This window comes from Streptomyces sp. NPDC127100 (assembly GCF_042724095.1).
Taxonomy (GTDB): domain Bacteria; phylum Actinomycetota; class Actinomycetes; order Streptomycetales; family Streptomycetaceae; genus Streptomyces.
The window spans coordinates 1-17,723 of sequence record NZ_JBHXFL010000001.1 but is presented as its reverse complement, the minus strand read 5'-3'; the positions used below and the strand labels follow the sequence as shown (position 1 = coordinate 17,723).

General features: G+C 74.5%; 15 protein-coding genes. 10 read left to right on the top strand and 5 right to left on the bottom strand.

The window, feature by feature from the left end; translation table 11 throughout:
* Window positions 1-55: 55 nt before the first annotated feature.
* Both ACFWJB_RS00075 and ACFWJB_RS00070 read left to right on the top strand, forming a co-directional pair.
* Window positions 56-1,870 (top strand): sensor histidine kinase, encoded by a 1,815-nt coding sequence (locus ACFWJB_RS00075; protein WP_386919227.1) that lies wholly within the window; start codon window positions 56-58, stop codon window positions 1,868-1,870.
* A complete protein-coding gene (locus ACFWJB_RS00070; protein ID WP_386919225.1) occupies window positions 1,867-2,532 on the top strand; it encodes a response regulator in 666 nt (221 codons plus the stop codon). The genes ACFWJB_RS00075 and ACFWJB_RS00070 overlap by 4 nt, the downstream gene beginning before the upstream one ends.
* Window positions 2,533-2,536: 4 nt before the next feature.
* Here ACFWJB_RS00070 and ACFWJB_RS00065 read toward each other — a convergent pair whose 3' ends face one another.
* Complete coding sequence (locus tag ACFWJB_RS00065) at window positions 2,537-3,184, bottom strand: phosphatase PAP2 family protein (RefSeq protein ID WP_386919223.1); 648 nt, start codon at window positions 3,182-3,184, stop codon at window positions 2,537-2,539.
* Window positions 3,185-3,358: 174 nt separating this feature from the next.
* Here ACFWJB_RS00065 and ACFWJB_RS00060 point away from each other — a divergent pair, with 174 nt between their 5' ends.
* Complete coding sequence (locus ACFWJB_RS00060) at window positions 3,359-4,198, top strand: hypothetical protein (RefSeq protein WP_386919221.1); 840 nt, start codon at window positions 3,359-3,361, stop codon at window positions 4,196-4,198.
* Window positions 4,199-4,202: 4 nt separating this feature from the next.
* Here ACFWJB_RS00060 and disA read toward each other — a convergent pair whose 3' ends face one another.
* Both disA and radA read right to left on the bottom strand, forming a co-directional pair.
* Complete coding sequence (gene disA / locus ACFWJB_RS00055; protein ID WP_356551239.1) at window positions 4,203-5,327, bottom strand: DNA integrity scanning diadenylate cyclase DisA; 1,125 nt, start codon at window positions 5,325-5,327, stop codon at window positions 4,203-4,205.
* Between the two features lie 81 nt (window positions 5,328-5,408).
* Window positions 5,409-6,818, bottom strand: coding sequence for a DNA repair protein RadA (radA, locus tag ACFWJB_RS00050; protein WP_385465761.1), 1,410 nt, complete (start codon window positions 6,816-6,818; stop codon window positions 5,409-5,411).
* A gap of 274 nt (window positions 6,819-7,092) precedes the next feature.
* On the opposite strand from radA, the gene ACFWJB_RS00045 reads away from it, so the two are divergent.
* A complete protein-coding gene (locus tag ACFWJB_RS00045; RefSeq protein WP_386919219.1) occupies window positions 7,093-8,892 on the top strand; it encodes a hypothetical protein in 1,800 nt (599 codons plus the stop codon).
* Between the two features lie 28 nt (window positions 8,893-8,920).
* Here ACFWJB_RS00045 and ACFWJB_RS00040 read toward each other — a convergent pair whose 3' ends face one another.
* Window positions 8,921-9,826, bottom strand: coding sequence for a hypothetical protein (locus ACFWJB_RS00040; protein ID WP_386919217.1), 906 nt, complete (start codon window positions 9,824-9,826; stop codon window positions 8,921-8,923).
* Between the two features lie 71 nt (window positions 9,827-9,897).
* Between ACFWJB_RS00040 and ACFWJB_RS00035 the strand changes: the two genes are divergently transcribed.
* The 4 genes from ACFWJB_RS00035 to ilvD all read left to right on the top strand — a co-directional run bounded on the left by ACFWJB_RS00035 (window position 9,898) and on the right by ilvD (window position 14,426).
* Window positions 9,898-10,830 carry a Ppx/GppA family phosphatase gene (locus ACFWJB_RS00035; RefSeq protein ID WP_386919215.1) on the top strand — a complete coding sequence of 311 codons (933 nt, stop codon included), beginning with the start codon at window positions 9,898-9,900 and terminating at the stop codon, window positions 10,828-10,830.
* A 129-nt stretch (window positions 10,831-10,959) separates the two neighbouring features.
* The gene (locus tag ACFWJB_RS00030) at window positions 10,960-11,799 is read left to right on the top strand and encodes a sugar phosphate isomerase/epimerase family protein (protein ID WP_386919213.1); all 840 of its coding nucleotides are present in this window, start codon (window positions 10,960-10,962) and stop codon (window positions 11,797-11,799) included.
* The gene (locus ACFWJB_RS00025; protein ID WP_386919211.1) at window positions 11,796-12,437 is read left to right on the top strand and encodes a TetR family transcriptional regulator; all 642 of its coding nucleotides are present in this window, start codon (window positions 11,796-11,798) and stop codon (window positions 12,435-12,437) included. Before ACFWJB_RS00030 ends, ACFWJB_RS00025 begins: the two co-directional genes overlap by 4 nt.
* A 135-nt stretch (window positions 12,438-12,572) precedes the next feature.
* Window positions 12,573-14,426, top strand: a complete 1,854-nt coding sequence (gene ilvD, locus ACFWJB_RS00020; RefSeq protein WP_386919209.1) for a dihydroxy-acid dehydratase — start codon at window positions 12,573-12,575, stop codon at window positions 14,424-14,426.
* A 22-nt stretch (window positions 14,427-14,448) separates the two neighbouring features.
* Here the strand turns inward: ilvD and ACFWJB_RS00015 are convergent, their stop codons facing one another.
* Complete coding sequence (locus ACFWJB_RS00015; protein ID WP_386919207.1) at window positions 14,449-16,539, bottom strand: serine/threonine-protein kinase; 2,091 nt, start codon at window positions 16,537-16,539, stop codon at window positions 14,449-14,451.
* Between the two features lie 194 nt (window positions 16,540-16,733).
* On the opposite strand from ACFWJB_RS00015, the gene ACFWJB_RS00010 reads away from it, so the two are divergent.
* Window positions 16,734-17,066: an SH3 domain-containing protein gene (locus tag ACFWJB_RS00010; protein ID WP_385465739.1), complete on the top strand. Its 333-nt coding sequence runs from the start codon at window positions 16,734-16,736 to the stop codon at window positions 17,064-17,066.
* A gap of 43 nt (window positions 17,067-17,109) precedes the next feature.
* Window positions 17,110-17,631: an EamA/RhaT family transporter gene (locus ACFWJB_RS00005; RefSeq protein WP_385465736.1), complete on the top strand. Its 522-nt coding sequence runs from the start codon at window positions 17,110-17,112 to the stop codon at window positions 17,629-17,631.
* Window positions 17,632-17,723: the final 92 nt, after the last annotated feature.

Here is a 17,723-nt window from a genome sequence, read left to right as displayed (position 1 = left end):
GCACCTGACGATCGGCAGGGGCGCCGGCCCGGCCGCCGCTTGTAGCGTCGGACGCATGGAGCACCCCCGCCGGCCCCCTCGCACCGAGCCCGACAGCCGCACGCGGACCGGCCGCGGCCCGGCCGCCGGACGCCGAAACGGCACCGGCACGGACGCCGACGCCGGCACCCCGGTGGGCACCGGCACCGCCACCAGTACGGACGCCGGCACCCACACCGACGTCCCGGCCGGCGCCGCCCCCGGCACCCGTACCGCCCCCCGCGTCCGCGTCGGGGCGGCGGCCCGGCGTGGGCTCCCGTGGGCGCGGCCTCTCGGGCGAGGTGTCCTGTTCTGGGCGGTCCTCGCCGTCCCGGCGGTCACGGCGGACCGCATCGGCCTGAACGAGCCCCGCCCCGCGTGGCAGCAGGCGGCCGGCCTCGGTGTGCTCGCGGCGGCCGTCGCCCTGTCCCGGCGCAGCCCCCTCGCCGCGTTCGCCCTGACCGCGGGCCTGGGCCTCGCCGCCGCGCCCGCCCTGTTCAGCGTCTCCTACGGCCCCGCGCTCGGCGTCCTCGCCCTGCTTCTCGGCCTGCGCGCGGCCCGTGCGCGCCCGGCGACGGCCGCCTTCGCCGCGGTGGGCGTCGCAGGCACGGTGAGGATCGCGCTGACCGGCGCCGACCCGGCCCCGGAGTGGCTCGTCATGACCGGCACCCTGCTCTTCGGCTGCGTCTTCCCCTGGCTCGCCGGCCGCTACTGGCGCCAGAGCCGCGCGCTCGCCGAGGCCGGATGGCTCAGGGCCGCCCGGCTGGAGGACGAGCAGCGGCACGCCGAGGAGCGGGCCCGGCTGCGGGAGCGGGCCAGGATCGCCCAGGACATGCACGACTCCCTGGGCCACGAACTGAGCCTGATCGCCCTGCGCGCCGGCGCGCTCCAGGTCGCCCCCGGGCTCGCCGCCGACCACCGTGCCGCCGCGGCCGACCTGCGGATGGCCGCCGCCGACGCGACCGACCGGCTGCACCGGATCATCGGCGTGCTGCGGGAGGCCGACGAGCCTGCCCCGCTGACCCCGGCGGGCGAGACCGTCGAGGAACTCGTGGCCCGCGCGGCCGAGTCGGGTCTCCCGGTGCGCTGGGAGCCCTCGGGCGCCGCCCCGGTCCCGGACCCCGCCGGGATCGCCGGGCGGCTGCTGCACCGCGTGGTGCGCGAGGCACTGACCAACGCGGCCCGGCATGCCCCGGGCGCCGCCGTCGTCGTCGCGGTCACCGGGCAGCCGCGCGGCACGACGGTCACCGTCACCAACGGCCCGGCCACCGAACCGGCTCCACCTTCCTCGGGCGGCTCGGGCCTGGCCGGGCTGCGCGCCGCCGTGGCGTCGGTCGGCGGCGAGCTCGGCACGGGCCCGCACGGCGAGGGGTTCCGGGTGTGCGCGTACCTCCCCGCGCAGGACACCGTCGCCCCGCCCGCCCCGCGCGTCCCCGCGACTCCGGCCGCTCCCTTCGCCCGGGCCCGCCGCCGCGTCGCCCTCGGTCTGGGTGCGGCCGCCGGCGCCGGAGTCGTCCTGGTGGCCGCCGCGTTCGGCTGGTACGCGTACACGGAGACGCACTCGGTGCTCAGCCCCGGGGCGTACGCCGGGCTGTCGCTCGGCACGCCGTTCACCCAGGCCGCGGCGGTGCTGCCGGACCGCGCGGTGCACGACCCGCCCACCGACCGGGCGCCCGCGCCGCCGGCGGACGCCGACTGCCGCTACTACCGGGCGAGCGGCGAACTCCTGGTCTCCGTCGACCACTTCCGGCTCTGTTTCGACGACGGGGGCCGCCTGGTCGCCAAAGACGTCGTCCCCCGCGTCGGGCTGTCCGGCGAGGGGCGCGAGGAATACGAGGAGTACGTACGGTGATCCGGGTCCTGCTGGCCGACGACGAGGCGATGGTGCGGGCCGGGGTGCGCGCCATCCTGGCGAGCGGCGGGGAGAGCGAGGTCGTCGCCGAGGCAGGTGACGGGCGGCAGGCGGTCGAACTGGCCCGTGCCCACCGCCCCGACGTCGCCCTGCTGGACATCCGCATGCCCCGCCTGGACGGCCTCGCGGCGGCAGAGGAGATCGTGCGCACCGTCCCCGGCACCGCCGTCGCCATGCTGACCACCTTCTCCGAACAGGCCTACGTGGCCCGCGCGCTGGCCGCCGGCGCCACCGGCTTCCTGCTCAAGTCCGGTGACCCGTACGAACTGATGGCGGGGGTGCGGGCCGTGGCGGACGGCGCCGCCTTCCTCTCACCGAAGGTGGCCCGGTACGTCATCGAGGACCTCGGCAGGGGCGGCGGCCGCCTCGCCCGACGGGAACACGCACGCACGCGCGTGACGCGGCTCAGCCCCCGCGAACGCGAGGTGCTCGGCCTGGTGGGAGCCGGCCTGTCCAACCCGGAGATCGCCGCCCGGCTGCACCTCGTCGAGGGCACGGTGAAGGCGTACGTGAGCGCGGTCCTGGACCGGCTGGAGGTGCGCAACCGGGTACAGGCGGCGATCGTGGCGTACGAGGCGGGGCTCGTCGGGCCGGACGCGTGACACCTCACCGCCGGGGCGTGGCGGCGTACGGCGACGCGGGTGCGGCGGCCGTCCCCGGCCCGGCGAGCCACCGGGCGGCGGGCGCCGGCGAGGTGCGCAGGGCGTCGGTCAGGCGGATCACCGGGCGGGTGCCCAGGCGCACGGCGACGACGGCGACGACGGCGCCCAGCAGGAGCCCGGCGGCGACGTCGTGCGGGTAGTGGACGCCGACGAAGACCCGGGAGAAGGCCATCAGCAGGGCGAGGGGCACCGTCAGCAGGACGAGCACGCGCCGGACGAGGGCCAGCGCGACGGCCGCGGCACCCGCGATGGTGGCGTGGTTGCTGGGGAAGGACCAGTCACCGCTCGCCGGGCACGCGGCCAGTGAGGCGACGGCCCCGGTGACCGCCCGGCACGGACGCTCCTCGGTGACACCGGACTTGAGCAGTTCGCTGCACACGTACGCCACAGCCGTGGCCACGGGTGCAAGGACCGCGATCGCGAACGCCCGGGAACTGCCGCGGCGCGAACGCCACCATCCGGTGACGAACAGCGCGGCGAACAACAGGAGTCCGGCCTCCGTCCACACCTCCGCGGTGTGCTGTACCCATGCCGGGGTGTCGTGCGCGAAATCGGTGATGTCACGGTAGAGCCCGTCGTCCTGGAAGGTCATGGTCACGGACCGTAGGCGATCGGGCGATACGGTCACACCCCGCGATCGACACGTGTGTCACCTGACGATCGGCAGGGGTGCCGGGCGGTCTCCGGAATGATGATCCGTAAAAGTTGCGGGCTCCAGCGGCGGGTGGGACCGGGGAACGCGCCGATCTCTCGTACAGTTTGCGCCGTGGGATCTCTGCGCAATCCGGTCGGGCCGCTTCCCTCCTCCATCTACTGGCGTCGGAGGGCCGTACTGCTGTCCGTGTTCGCCCTGTTGGCCCTCCTTGTCACGTGGATCGTGGTCGTCGGCGGCGGGGGCGGCGGCAAGGGTCACGGCGACGGCGCCGACGGCAAACACCCCGCGCCGTCGATCACGCCGGGCCCCTCGGGCTCCGGGCCGGCGATCAGTCAGGCACCGGGCGGACGCGACGAGTCGGGCGGCGGGGACTCCGGCGGCTCGGGCTCGGGCTCCGGCGAGGGCTCCGGTGACGGTTCCGGAGACGGCTCCGGGGACGGTTCCGGCGAAGCCGGCGGCGACGGTTCCGGCGGATCGGGCGGCTCCGGTGGCGGTGGACCGGCGACCGCGGTGGGTGCGGGCGACGCGCTGCCGGCGGGATCGAGCCTGCCCGAATGCACCGCGAACGCGGTCAAACTGAGCCTGCGCAGCGTCCGCAACTCCTACTCGCCCGGGCAGACGCCGACCTTCGAACTGACCGCCCGCAACACCTCCGGCAGCGACTGCAGGATCGACCTCGGCCCGAAGCACGCGGTGCTGACGATCACCCCGGCGAGCGGCGACGACGCGTACTGGTCCTCCGACGACTGCCCCAAGGGCTCGGGGAGCCTCGCGTACCGGGTGAGCGCCGACGGCGGCATCACCTCGACCGTGAAGTGGGACCGCAAGCCGAGCGCCCCCGAGTGCGGGACGCCCCCGGCGGGTTCGGCCGGGGCGGGGACGTACCTGGTCGAGGCGAAGGCGGCGGGATTCGGGAAGGTGCAGACGTCCTTCGTGCTGAAGAGCGACTGACGCGTCAGACGTAGCGCTCCAGGATCGACGACTCCGCGAGGCGCGACAGCCCCTCCCGCACGCTGCGTGCCCGGGCCTCGCCCACGCCGTCGACGGTCTGGAGGTCGTCGACGCTGGCGGCGAGCAGCTTCTGCAGCCCGCCGAAGTGCTCCACCAGCCGGTCGATGATCGCGCCGGGCAGCCGTGGCACCTTCGCCAGCAGCCGGAAGCCGCGCGGCGACACGGCCGAGTCCAGCGTCTCCGGGGACCCGGTGTAGCCCAGGGCCCGGGCCACCGTGGAGAGTTCGAGCAGCTCCGCGTGGCTGAGCTTGTCCAGCTCGGCCAGCGCCTCGTCGACCGTGCGGGACCGCTTGGCGGTCGGCTCGGGCACGTAGTCCCGCACGACCAGCTCGCGCTCCGGCTCCACGCCGGCGATCAACTCGTCCAGCTGGAGCGCCAGCAGCCGCCCGTCGGTGCCCAGCTCCACCACGTACTCGGCGATCTCGGTGGCGATCCGGCGCACCATCTCCAGGCGCTGGGAGACCGCCGAGACGTCCCGGACGGTGACCAGGTCCTCGATCTCCAGCGCCGACAGCGTGCCCGCGACCTCGTCGAGCCGCAGCTTGTAGCGCTCCAGGGTCGCCAGGGCCTGGTTGGCGCGGGACAGGATGGCGGCGGAGTCCTCGAGAACCCGGCGCTGCCCGTCGACGTACAGCGCGATCAGCCGCATGGACTGCGAGACGGAGACGACGGGGAAGCCCACCTGCTTGCTGACCCGGTCCGCCGTACGGTGCCGGGTGCCGGTCTCCTCCGTCGGGATCGTCGGGTCCGGGAGGAGCTGCACCCCGGCCCGCAGGATCTTCGACAGGTCCGAGGACAGCACGATGCCGCCGTCGAGCTTGCACAGCTCCCGCAGCCGGGTCGCGGTGAACTCCACGTCCAGCACGAAGCCGCCGGTGCACATCGACTCGACGGTCTTGTCGGAGCCGAGCACGATGAGACCGCCGGTGTTGCCGCGGAGGACCCGTTCGAGCCCGTCGCGCAGGGGCGTGCCGGGCGCCACGGCGCTCAGGGAGGCGCGCATCAGGCCATCGGCACCGGCACTCCCACCGGACTTTCCGGGAGCTGCTGCCCGGTCGTTGGCTGCCACTGCACTCCTCCGGTCGCAGGTTCTTCTGGCGCTGCCGTGTCGCACACTCGGACGTACGGACGGGCGAGACCAGGGCAAAGTCTACCGGCGGTCCTCCTCCTCCCGTGGGGCCTCTCGCCGACGGGAGCGCGGAAGGACCCGCAGGGCGTCCCCCATGTCCGCGACTTCCAGGACCTTCATGCCGTCGGGGACCCTGCCCGGATCCGCCGGTACCAGGGCGTGCGTGAAGCCCAGCCGGTGCGCCTCGGCGAGCCTGCGCTGCACCCCCGTGACCCGTCTCACCTCGCCGGCGAGACCCACTTCGCCGATCGCGACGAGGTTCTTGGGCAGCGGGGTGTCGCTGGCGGCCGACGCGAGGGCGAGCGCGACGGCGAGGTCGGCGGCCGGCTCGGTGAGCCTCACCCCGCCGACCGTCGCGCTGTAGATGTCCCTCTTGCCCAACGCGCTGATCCGCCCCCGCTGCTCGAGCACGGCCAGCATCATCGACACCCGGGACGTCTCCAGACCGGACGTGGTGCGCCGAGGGGACGGGATCTGCGAGTCGACGGTCAGCGCCTGCACCTCGGCCACCAGCGGCCGGCGCCCCTCCAGGGTGACGGTCAGACAGGTGCCGGGCACGGGCTCGGCACGCCGGGTGAGGAACAGCCCGCTGGGGTCGGCGAGGCCGGTGATGCCCTCGTCGTGCAGCTCGAAGCAGCCGACCTCGTCGGTCGTGCCGTACCGGTTCTTGACGCCCCGTACCAGCCGCAGCCGCGCGTGCCGGTCGCCCTCGAAGTGCAGGACGACGTCCACGAGGTGCTCCAGCAGCCGGGGTCCGGCGATGGCGCCGTCCTTGGTGACGTGGCCCACCAGCAGGGTGGACATGCCGCGCTCCTTGGAGGCCCGGATGAGGGCGCCCGCGACCTCCCGCACCTGCGCCATGCCGCCGGGGGCGCCGTCGATCTCGGGGGAGGCCACCGTCTGCACGGAGTCGAGGATCAGCAGCGACGGCTTGACGGCGTCCAGGTGTCCCAGCACCGCCGCGAGGTCGGTCTCGGCGGCGAGGTAGAGATGGTCGTCGATGGCCTTGATCCGGTCGGCCCGCAGCCGCACCTGGCTGGCCGACTCCTCACCGGTGACGTAGAGGGTCTTGTGCTCCTCGCTGGCCGACTTGGCCGCGACGTCGAGCAGCAGCGTGGACTTGCCGACGCCGGGCTCGCCCGCGACGAGCACCACCGCACCGGGCACCAGTCCGCCGCCGAGCACGCGGTCCAGTTCGGGCACGCCGGTCGGGCGGGCGGTCGCCTGACGGCCGTCGACCTGGCCGATCGGCAGCGCGGACGTGGTGACGCGCCCCGGCGACGTCGTACGGACCGCGGGTGCGCCGTACTCCTCGACCGTGCCCCAGGCCTGGCACTCGGGGCAGCGGCCGAGCCACTTGGCCGTCTGCCAGCCGCACTCGGTGCAGCGGTAGGACGGCCGTTCCTTGGTGGTCTTCGCACGAGCAGCCATGCCCGAACGGTAACCGCCCCCACTGACAACACCCCGCGGCGCCCGGCGCCACCGGGGTGCCCGGCGCTGTGGTGGTCCGGGGGTGGGTCCGCACGGCCCGGCGGCCCGCGGCTGGGACGGCGTAGCGGGGGGCGTAGCGGGACGGCGGTCCGCCGCAGGCGCGGCTCGCTTCAGCGGCCCCTGTCCCCTTATGAGGGATCGTTTCACCCGTACGGATTAAAAGTGGCCAACGCGCCAGTTCGCGCCACCCATGGCCCCCTACGGTCACCGGGTGATGAGGAGCAGTCCGGAGACCACGATCCGCACGACCGGCACCCACCGAGCACCCCGGGACCCCCGGGACCATCGGGCACACCGGGAGCAGCGGGAGCAGCGGGAAGCGCGTGACCGTGCGGCCGCGCGCACGCTGGCGCAGCGGTCGCCCACGCCTTACGAGGCGTACCTGGACGGCCTGTTCACCTACTGCCTGTCCGTCCTGTGCGACCACGACACCGCCACCGCCGCCCTGGGCGACGTCCTCGCGCTCGCCGAGCGCCGCGACCACCGGGGCACCCGCGGCCCCGACCCCGCGGACCGCAGGGCCTGGCTGTACGCGCTGGCACGCTGGGCCTGCCTGCGCAAGCTCGCCGAGGCCAAGCAGAAACGTCCGAGCAGCCACGCCGCGGGCCGCCCCACGGCGCCGCGCACGGCCCCCGACCGGCAGCGCCCGGCGCAGCAGCCCGCGACCCCGCAGCCGTCCGGCGAGGACGAGGAGCGCCGCCGCCGCGAACTGTCCCTGCTGGCCTGGCCGGAGGCCGCCGGCACCACCCCGGAGCAGCGCGAGGCCCTCGAACTCGCCGTGCGCCACCATCTCGCCGCCCCCGAGGTCGCCGCCGTGCTCGGCATGGATCTCGCCGCCGCCCGGGAACTGCTCGCCGCGGCCGCCTGCGAGGTCGAGCGCACCCGCGCCGCCCTCGCCGTCGTCGAGACCGGCGCCTGCCAGGGTGTGTCCCGCCTCACCGGTGACAACCGCTACGTGCTCAGCGCCGCCCTCCGCCGCGAACTGGTCCGGCACGTCGACGACTGCCCGCGCTGCCGCCGCGCGGCCGAGCGCGCGATTCCCGGCCGCTGGCCCGGCACCACCGTCACCCCCGCCGAGCTGCCGGTACTGGAGGCCCCGCGCGCGGCGCTGCACGCCGCCATGGCGCACGGCCCCCGCGCCCGCGGCGCCGCTCCCCGCTTCGACCGGCGCGGCTTCCCGATGGACCCGAAGGACCGCGCGGCCCGCCGGGACCGCCTGCGGGCGCGTGCCGTCACCACCACCGTCGTCGCGACCGTCGTCGCGGCCCCCGTGCTGGCCCTGTGGGCGGCCTACCGCGGCACCCCGGTCGGCGAGGGCGAGGGCGGACGCTCGGCCAGCGCCAGCGAGGCGCAGGGCCCCGACGGCGCGAGTGGCGACGCGGGCGGCTACGGCTACGAGAACGCCGGCAACGCGAGCAGCACCCCCGGCCCCCGCTTCGGCAAGGACGGGAAGGCCGACGTCTCCGTGGAGGTCGTCAGCGTCTCCGGCACGGGTGCGAAGGGCACCGGCCACCTCGACGTGACGGCGGGCAACCACGGCGACACCACGCTGATCACCCTCACCGCGACCGGCGACGCCCCCGTGCGCTGGTCCGCCTCGATCGGCGCCCCCTGGCTCTACCTGAGCCAGTCGTCGGGAACCCTCCGCCCCGGCGAGTCGACGACGATCAGGGTGCACGTCGACCATCTGCGCGAGCCGTCCGGCTCCTGGAGCGCCACGGTGGCCGTCTCGCCGGCAGGCGCCGTCGTCACCATCCGGGGCTACGGAACCGCGCCGAGCCCGTCCCGCCCGACCCCGCGCCCCAGCACGCCCGACGACTCGTCGTCCCCGCCCGACCCGGGCCCGGACCCCTCGCCGTCGACCCCGGCGCCGCCCGACCCCACGCCGACCGACGACCCGCCGCCCACGTCACCCGACCCGGACCCCACGCCCACCGAGCCGTCCCCGACCGACGGCACGGACGACTCGTCACCCCCGCCCGGCGACGACATCCCGAGCCCGGCCGTGCCCTAGGGCACGGCCCGCCCGCCGAGGGCGTCCCTCAGCGGGCCGGGTCCGCCGGATGCGGTGCCAGCAGCGGAAGCTGCGACGCCAGCCGCGCCTCGCACAGCTCCACCAGCCGGTCGTAGCCCGCCTTGCCCATCAGCTCGATCAGCTCCGGCCGGTAGGAGACGTACACCGGGTCGCCCGCGCCGTGCGCCGAGGTCGCCGACGTGCACCACCAGTGCAGGTCGTGCCCACCCGGTCCCCAGCCGCGACGGTCGTACTCACCGATCGACACCTGGAGGACCCGGGTGTCGTCGGGCCGGTCGATCCACTCGTACGTCCGCCGCACCGGAAGCTGCCAGCACACGTCCGGCTTGGTCTCCAGCGGCTCCCGGCCCTCCTTCAGCGCCAGGATGTGCAGCGAACAGCCCGCGCCCCCGGCGAATCCCGGCCGGTTCTGGAAGATGCACGAGCCCTGGAAGGGACGCGTCTGCCGGGAGCCCTCGTCGTCCTCGGAGACCCAGCCGTTCCGGGTGCCCTCGGCGTGGTGCTGCCAGATGTCCGGCGTGAGCCTCGCCACGTGCTCGGCGACCCGCCGCTCGTCGTCCTCGTCGGAGAAGTGGGCGCCCAGCGAGCAGCACCCGTCGTCCGCCCGGCCCGCCTGGATCCCCTGGCAGCCGCTGCCGAAGATGCAGTTCCAGCGGGAGGTCAGCCAGGTCAGGTCGCACCGGAAGACCTGCTCGTCGTCCGCCGGATCCGGGAACTCCACCCACGCGCGCGCGAAGTCGAGCCCCTTCTCGTCGCCCGGCACGGAACCCGGCGCGGGACTCGGCACGGAACCCGACGCGGGACCCGTCGACGCACCCTCGGCCATCCCGCTCAGCCCGCCCTTCTTGCCGCGCTTGTCCTGCTTGTCCTTCTTGGGCGACTTTCCGTCCTTCGCCTTGTTCGTCTTTGGCACGGCTCCAGGGTAAGTCGCCGAAGCCGCAGGACGGCACCGCAGCGCTCCCCGTCGGCAGTAGCGTGCCGTACATGAGACTCGGTGTCCTCGACGTGGGTTCGAACACGGTGCATCTGCTGGTGGTGGACGCACACCCCGGCGCGCGCCCGCTGCCCGCGCACTCGCACAAGACGGAGCTGCGCCTCGCCCAACTCCTCGACGACGACGGCGCGATCGGCCCCGAGGGCGTGGACCGGCTGGTCGCGGTCGTCCACGAGGCGCTCCAGGCCGCCGAGGACAAGGGCGTCGAGGAGCTGCTGCCCTTCGCCACCTCCGCCGTGCGCGAGGCGCGCAACGCCGACGACGTCCTCGCGCGCGTCCGCGAGGAGACCGGCGTCGAGCTCGCCGTGCTCAGCGGCGCCGAGGAGGCCCGGCTCACCTTCCTCGCCGTCCGCCGCTGGTACGGCTGGTCGGCGGGCAAGCTGCTGGTCCTCGACATCGGCGGCGGCTCCCTGGAGGTCGCCTACGGCATGGACGAGGAGCCGGACACCGCCGTGTCGCTGCCGCTCGGCGCGGGCCGGCTGACCGCGGCCTGGCTGCCCGGGGACCCGCCCGCCCCGGACGACGTCCGGGCGCTGCGCCGCCACGTCCGTACGGAGATCGCCCGCACGGTGGGGGAGTTCAGCCGCTTCGGCGCCCCCGACCACGTGGTGGCCACCTCCAAGACCTTCAAGCAGCTGGCCCGCATCACCGGCGCGGCCCGTTCCACCGAGGGCCTCTACGTGCAGCGGGAACTGAAGCGGGCGTCCCTGGAGCCCTGGGTGCCCCGCCTGGGTGCCATGACGACCACCGAGCGCGCCGAGCTCCCGGGCGTCTCCGAGGGCCGCGCGGCCCAGCTCCTGGCCGGTGCCCTGGTCGCCGAGGCGGCGATGGACCTCTTCCGCGTGGAGAACCTGGAGGTCTGCCCGTGGGCCCTCAGGGAGGGCGTGATCCTCCGCCGCCTGGACCACATGGGCCAGGGCTGACGTGCCCGGAAGGGGCGCGGGGAGCGGGGCGCACGGCCCTCACGCGCCCCGCCCCCGCCCTATGGCAATCACCACAACGGCCATCGCGCACCCCGCACCCCGCGACCCGTACCCCGTAACCTGGCCCCCGTGGCAGAACCAAGGGACGTAGTCCGCATCCCGGACGCGAAGGTCGCCCTGTCGACGGCTTCCGTCTACCCGGAGTCGACGGCGACGGCCTTCGAGATCGCCGCACGCCTCGGGTACGACGGCGTCGAGGTCATGGTGTGGACCGATCCGGTCAGCCAGGACATCGAGGCCCTGCGCCGGCTCAGCGACTACCACCGGATGCCGATCCTGGCCGTGCACGCGCCCTGCCTGCTGATCACCCAGCGGGTCTGGTCGACCGACCCCTGGACCAAGCTCCGGCGCGCCCAGGCCGCCGCCGAGAAGCTGGGCGCGAGCACCGTCGTCGTGCACCCGCCGTTCCGCTGGCAGCGCCAGTACGCCCGGGACTTCGTCGACGGCGTCTGGCGGATGGCGAACGAGACGGACGTGCGGTTCGCCGTGGAGAACATGTACCCGTGGCGCTACCGGGACCGCGAGATGCTCGCCTACGCGCCCGACTGGGACGTGACGAAGGAGGACTACCGCCACTTCACGATCGATCTCAGCCACACCGCGACGGCCCGCACCGACACCCTCGACATGGTCGGCCGCATGGGCGACCGCCTCGGTCACGTCCACCTCGCCGACGGCAAGGGCTCCGCGAAGGACGAGCACCTGGTCCCGGGCCGCGGCGACCAGCCCTGCGCCGAGGTGCTGGAAAGCCTCGCGCACACCGGTTTCGACGGCCATGTCGTCATCGAGGTCAACACCCGTCGCGCGATGTCCAGCGCCGAACGTGAGGCCGATCTCGCCGAGGCCCTGGCCTTCACGCGCCTGCACCTGGCGTCGGCCTCCCCGGCGGCGAGGGCGCCCCGGCCGTGAGCGACGCCACCGAGGGGACCCCCGGCGCCTCCGGCACCCCCGCCCCGGCCCGCCGCCGCGGCCGCCCCCCGCGCACCGAGTCGGCCGGGACCCGCGACCGCATCCTCGACGCGGCCCGCGAGGAGTTCTCCGAGCGCGGCTACGACAAGACCTCCGTACGCGGCATCGCCAAGGCGGCGGGCGTGGACTCCGCGCTCGTGCACCACTACTTCGGCACCAAGGAACAGGTCTTCGAGGCGGCGATCGAGGTCGTCTTCGCGCCCGCCCTCGAGGCCCCCGAGGCGATCGGCGACGGTCCGCTCGACACGGTCGGCGAGCGCCTGACCCGCTTCGTCCTGGGCCTGTGGGAGAACCCCGGCACCCGCTCGCCGCTGCTGGCCGTCGTCCGCTCCGCCGTGAACAACGAGGCCGCCGCCGCCGTCTTCCGCCGGCTGATCGCCGCCCAGCTGATGCGCCGCATCGCCGCCCGGCTCGACCTGCCGGACGCGGAGCTGCGCGCCGAGCTGGCGGCGGCGCAGCTGGTGGGATGCGCGATGCTCCGGTACGTGATCAAGGTGGAGCCGCTGGCGTCGGCGGACCCCGAGCGGATCGTCGCGCGGCTGGCGCCGGTCGTCCAGGGCCATCTCACCGGCTCCTGAGGCCTCCCGCGGCCGAGACGGGCATCCCGCATTCCGGACAGCCTGTCCCGACCCCTGGATGACGGGCGTACGCTCGTCGACAGTCAGAAAACTGTCAGCGCTTCCTGGCAGAACTCTCCGAAGGAGCGAGCGACGATGCCCGAGCTGAGGTCCCGCACAGTCACCCACGGCCGCAACATGGCGGGCGCCCGCGCCCTTATGCGTGCCTCCGGTGTACCCGGCGCGGACATCGGGCGGAAGCCGGTCATCGCCGTCGCGAACAGCTTCACGGAGTTCGTGCCGGGCCACACGCACCTGGCGCCGGTCGGCCGGATCGTCAGCGAGGCGGTCGTCGCGGCCGGTGGCATCCCGCGCGAGTTCAACACGATCGCCGTCGACGACGGCATCGCGATGGGCCACGGCGGCATGCTCTACTCCCTGCCCTCCCGCGACCTGATCGCGGACAGCGTGGAGTACATGGTCGAGGCCCACTGCGCCGACGCCCTGATCTGCATCTCCAACTGCGACAAGATCACCCCGGGCATGCTCAACGCGGCCCTGCGGCTGAACATCCCGACGGTCTTCGTCTCCGGCGGCCCGATGGAGTCCGGCCGCGCCATCCTGGTCGACGGCACGGTCCGCACCCTCGACCTGGTCGACGCGATCTCCGACGCCGTGAACGACAAGATCTCGGACGAGGACATCCTCCGCATCGAGGAGAACGCCTGTCCGACCTGCGGCTCCTGCTCCGGCATGTTCACCGCCAACTCGATGAACTGCCTGACCGAGGCCATCGGCCTCTCCCTGCCGGGCAACGGCTCGGTCCTCGCCACGCACACGGCCCGCAAGCGGCTCTACGTGGACGCGGCCAACACGGTCATGGACATCACCCGCCGCTACTACGAGCAGGACGACGAGAGCGTCCTGCCGCGCAGCGTGGCGTCCTTCGCCGCCTTCGAGAACGCCATGGCCCTCGACATCGCCATGGGCGGCTCCACCAACACGATCCTGCACCTGCTGGCCGCGGCCCAGGAGGCGGGCGTCCCCTTCGGCCTGGACGAGATCAACGCGGTCTCGCGCCGCGTGCCGTGCCTCGCCAAGGTTGCCCCGAACGTCGCCAAGGACCGCACGTACTACATGGAGGACGTGCACCGCGCCGGCGGCATCCCCGCCCTCCTCGGCGAACTGCACCGCGCGGGCCTGCTCAACGAGGACGTGCACTCGGTGCACAGCCCCTCCCTCGCCGACTGGCTGAAGACCTGGGACGTGCGCGGCGGCTCCCCGTCCGCCGAGGCCGTGGAGCTGTGGCACGCGGCCCCCGGCTGCGTCCGCTCCGCCGAGGCCTTCTCCCAGTCCGAGCGCTGGGAGGCCCTGGACGAGGACGCGGAGGGCGGCTGCATCCGCTCCGCCGAGCACGCCTACTCCGAGGACGGCGGCCTCGCGGTCCTCAGGGGCAACCTGGCCGTGGACGGCTGCGTCGTGAAGACGGCCGGCGTCGACGAGTCGATCTGGACCTTCGAGGGCCCGGCGGTCGTCTGCGAGTCGCAGGAGGAGGCCGTCGAGAAGATCCTCACCCAGCAGGTCAAGGACGGCGACGTCGTCGTCATCCGCTACGAGGGCCCCAAGGGCGGCCCCGGCATGCAGGAGATGCTCTACCCGACCTCGTACCTGAAGGGCCGCGGCCTCGGCAAGACCTGCGCGCTGGTCACGGACGGCCGGTTCTCCGGCGGCACCTCCGGCCTCTCCATCGGCCACGCCTCGCCCGAGGCGGCCGCGGGCGGCACCATCGCCCTCGTCGAGGACGGCGACCGCATCCGCATCGACATCCCGAACCGCTCCATCGAGCTGCTGGTCGGCGACGCCGAGCTGGCCCGCCGCGAGCAGGCCCTGAACGGCGTGTACGCCCCGAGGAACCGCGAGCGCAAGGTCTCCGCGGCGCTGAGGGCGTACGCCGCGATGGCGACGAGCGCCGACAAGGGCGCCGTGCGGGACGTCAGCAAGCTGGGCTGACCCGCCCCGCGGGGGCCCGGCGCTACCAGGCGGCCGGGTCCCGCCCGTCGACGCCGAACACGGTGCCGTCCGGCGCACCGGCGTAGACGTGCCCGCCCGCGAGCACCGGCGTGGGCAGCGAGGCGGGCACACGGTCGGACTCGGCGCCGAACCGCGGCCGGGTCTGCCCGAGCAGCCTGCCCGTGCGGGCGTCGACCGCGAGGAGCCGCCCGTCGGGGACGGTGACGTACACGTGCCGTCCGTCGGAGACGGGCGCCGAGCCCCGGCTCACACCGGACTCCAGCCGCCACCGCTGCCTGCCCGCGGCCATGTCGACGGCCACCAGCGAACCGCCCGCGCCCATGAGGTGCACGGTGTCCCCGTGCACGCCGGCCTGCGCCTGGGCGACGGGGACGGGCAGCCGGACCCGGCGGGTCGCCCCGGTGCCGGGCGTGTAGCGCACCACGGCGACCGCGTCCCCGTAGACCTCGCCGCCGGCGAGGAAGTACACGGACCCGTCCGCGGCACCCACCGGGGTCAGCGCCCCCTCGAGGCCGGCGTCCCACCGCACGTTCCCCGTCGCCGGGTCCACCGCGGTCACCCGGGTCCGGGACCCGTCGTCCGACGCGCTCGTCGCGTAGGCCGTCGCGTCGCCGGCGAAGGAGGTGAAGTACGGCACGGACTGCCCGGCGATCCGGTGCGTCCAGGCGGTCTCGCCCGAGGCGCTGTCCACGCCGGTGACCTGCCCGTCGGCGGCGGTGAGCAGGAGCATGCCGCCCGCGCTCCGCACCCCGGCGTACTCGGGCGGCTCCGTGTGCCAGGTCACCTCGCCGGTGGCGGGGTCGAGGGCCTCCAGGCCGCCGATCAGGTCGAGCGAGGGCTGGACCAGACCGCCCGACACGACCGGCGGTTCGCTCCGCGTCGTCCCCGCGACGCCGTGCCGCCACAGCGTGCGGCCGTCGGCCGGATCGAGGGCGAAGACCGACCCCGGCCGGCCGCACACCAGCCGGCCCGCCCCGTACGAGCACTGGGGCGTGCCGCCCCGCGGGGCCGCCTCCGTCTCCCACGCCCCGAAGCCGCCCGTCGCCTCCTGCGCGGCGGCGGGCTCCCGCGCCGCCTCGGAACCGCCGGCCCACTGGAGCGCGGCGAGTCCGCCGAGCACGGCGAGGCAGAGCACCCCGGCCACCAGCGCCGTCCGCCGGCCCAGGCGGCGTGCGGGCCGCGCCGCGGCCTCGGCCGGCCGGGGCTCCGGCGTCTCCGCCTCCTCGGCCGGGGGCGCCGGCACGAAGGTCTGCGTGTCGTACGACGCCGCCTCCGACCGCAGCTCCCGCATCAGCTCGTCCGGCGTGGGCCGCTCGTCCGGTTCCTTGGCCAGGCACCGCAGCACCAGCGGCGCGAGCGTCTCCGGCACACCCGTCAGGTCGGGCTCGTCGTGCACGACCTGGTAGGCGACGACGTACGGGCTGTCCGAGTCGAAGGGACCGCGCCCGGTCGCCGCGTGCACCATCAGCGACCCGAGGGCGAAGACGTCGGCCGCCGGGCCCACCTCCCGGGGCCGCCGGAACTGCTCGGGCGCCATGAACGGCGGCGTACCGATCAACTTGCCGGTCTCGGTGCGCAGTTCGCTGTCCTTCGGCCGGGAGATGCCGAAGTCGATGACCTTCGGGCCGTCCTCGGCGAGCAGCACGTTGCTGGGTTTCAGATCCCGGTGCACGACCCCGACCCGGTGGATGTCCCGCAGCGCCTCCGCGAGTCCGGCCATCAGCCGGCGCAACTGGGCGGGGTCCATGGGGCCGTTCCGCTTCACCTGCTCCGAGAGGGTCGGGCCGGGGATGAACAGGGTGGCCATCCAGGGCCGTTCGGCCTCCGGGTCGGCATCCACGACCGGCGCGGTGAAGGCGCCGCTCACCCGCCGCGCCGCGGCCACCTCCTGCCGGAACCGTCCACGGAACTCGGGGTCCGTGGCGTACCGGGCGTGGACGACCTTCACCGCGAGCTTCATCCCGGAGGTGCTGCGGGCCACGTGCACGACGCCCATGCCGCCCGAGCCCAGACAGGAATCCAGACGGTAGTGACCGGCATATTCCGGAAGTTCCGCTTCCGCGCCCGCTCCGTCGTTCACCCGTGGCGCCATGGGACCACCCCCGTGCTGTTCCTGTGCGCGCGCGACGCTCGGAGCCTAGTCGATGACTCGTTGCGCGCCGAGGCGGCTTGCTAGCCTCCGCGTGCGAGTCGCGAACTCGTGTGTGGCGGCTTGTTCCGGACGGTCGCCACGGCGGAAACGGACCGGACCCCGCGGCACGCGCGGGTCCGACGGGGGAGGACATCATGACTGTCGGCCACGCCGACCACCTGGAAGAGACCGACGGCGGCACGGACGCCGTCATCACGACGGCCGCGGTGACCGCGGCGGCCGTCACGTACTACCCGGTCGCCCCGGGCGTCCGTCTCAACGTCCGCAGCGGGCCCGGCACCGGCTACGGCATCGTGCGGGTCCTGGCGGAGGGGGCGCGCGTCCCGGTCCACTGCCAGCGGCCGGGCACGACGGTGACGGGCCCGTACGGCACCAGCGCCATCTGGGACAACATCGGCAACGGATACGTGTCCGACACGTACGTGCGCACCGGCAGCGACGGCTACGTCGCGTCCCGCTGCTCCTGAGCCCACCCGGAGCCCGCGGCACGTCCGGCGCCATAATCGTTCCGTGAGCGCAGAGAACGGCACGAACGGCATCCCGGACACCCCCGCGGGCTCCACGCCCCCCGCCGGTCCCCGCCCCGAACCTCTCCGGTTCTTCGGCACGACCTGGGTGAACCACGACAACGGCTACGCCGCCCGCCGGGCCGGCCTGGCCGCCGGCTCCCTCGTCGTGGCCGCCGCCGCCTGCTTCGTCCTCCGCGTCGCCTACGACGGCCTCCGGATCGCGGACGTCGGCGGTTTCGTGTCGCTGCTGATGGTCGTGATGTTCGCGGTCTGCAGCGCGCTGGCGTTCCGGCACACCTGGTCCGGCTTCTCCGGCCGCCCCGACCCCGACCGCCAGGCGTCCCTGCGCGGCCTGCTGGCCATCGGCTTCGTCGGCACGCTCCTGGCCTACTTCTTCCGCACCTTCACCGAGGCGCCCGGCGAGCGGCTCCACCGCGCCGAGTACGACAGGGCCCGCGAGGAGTACGAGAAGCGCAGCACCCGCCGTTCGCGGAACCCGTCGAAGAAGCGCCGCCGCTCCTAAGGCCTGTCTGACAATTCCCGTCGTGTCAGCGAGTGTCCGCCGAGCTGGCAGTCCGGAGGTGCGCCGACCGTCTGGCGGGTAGCGCCGGGCAG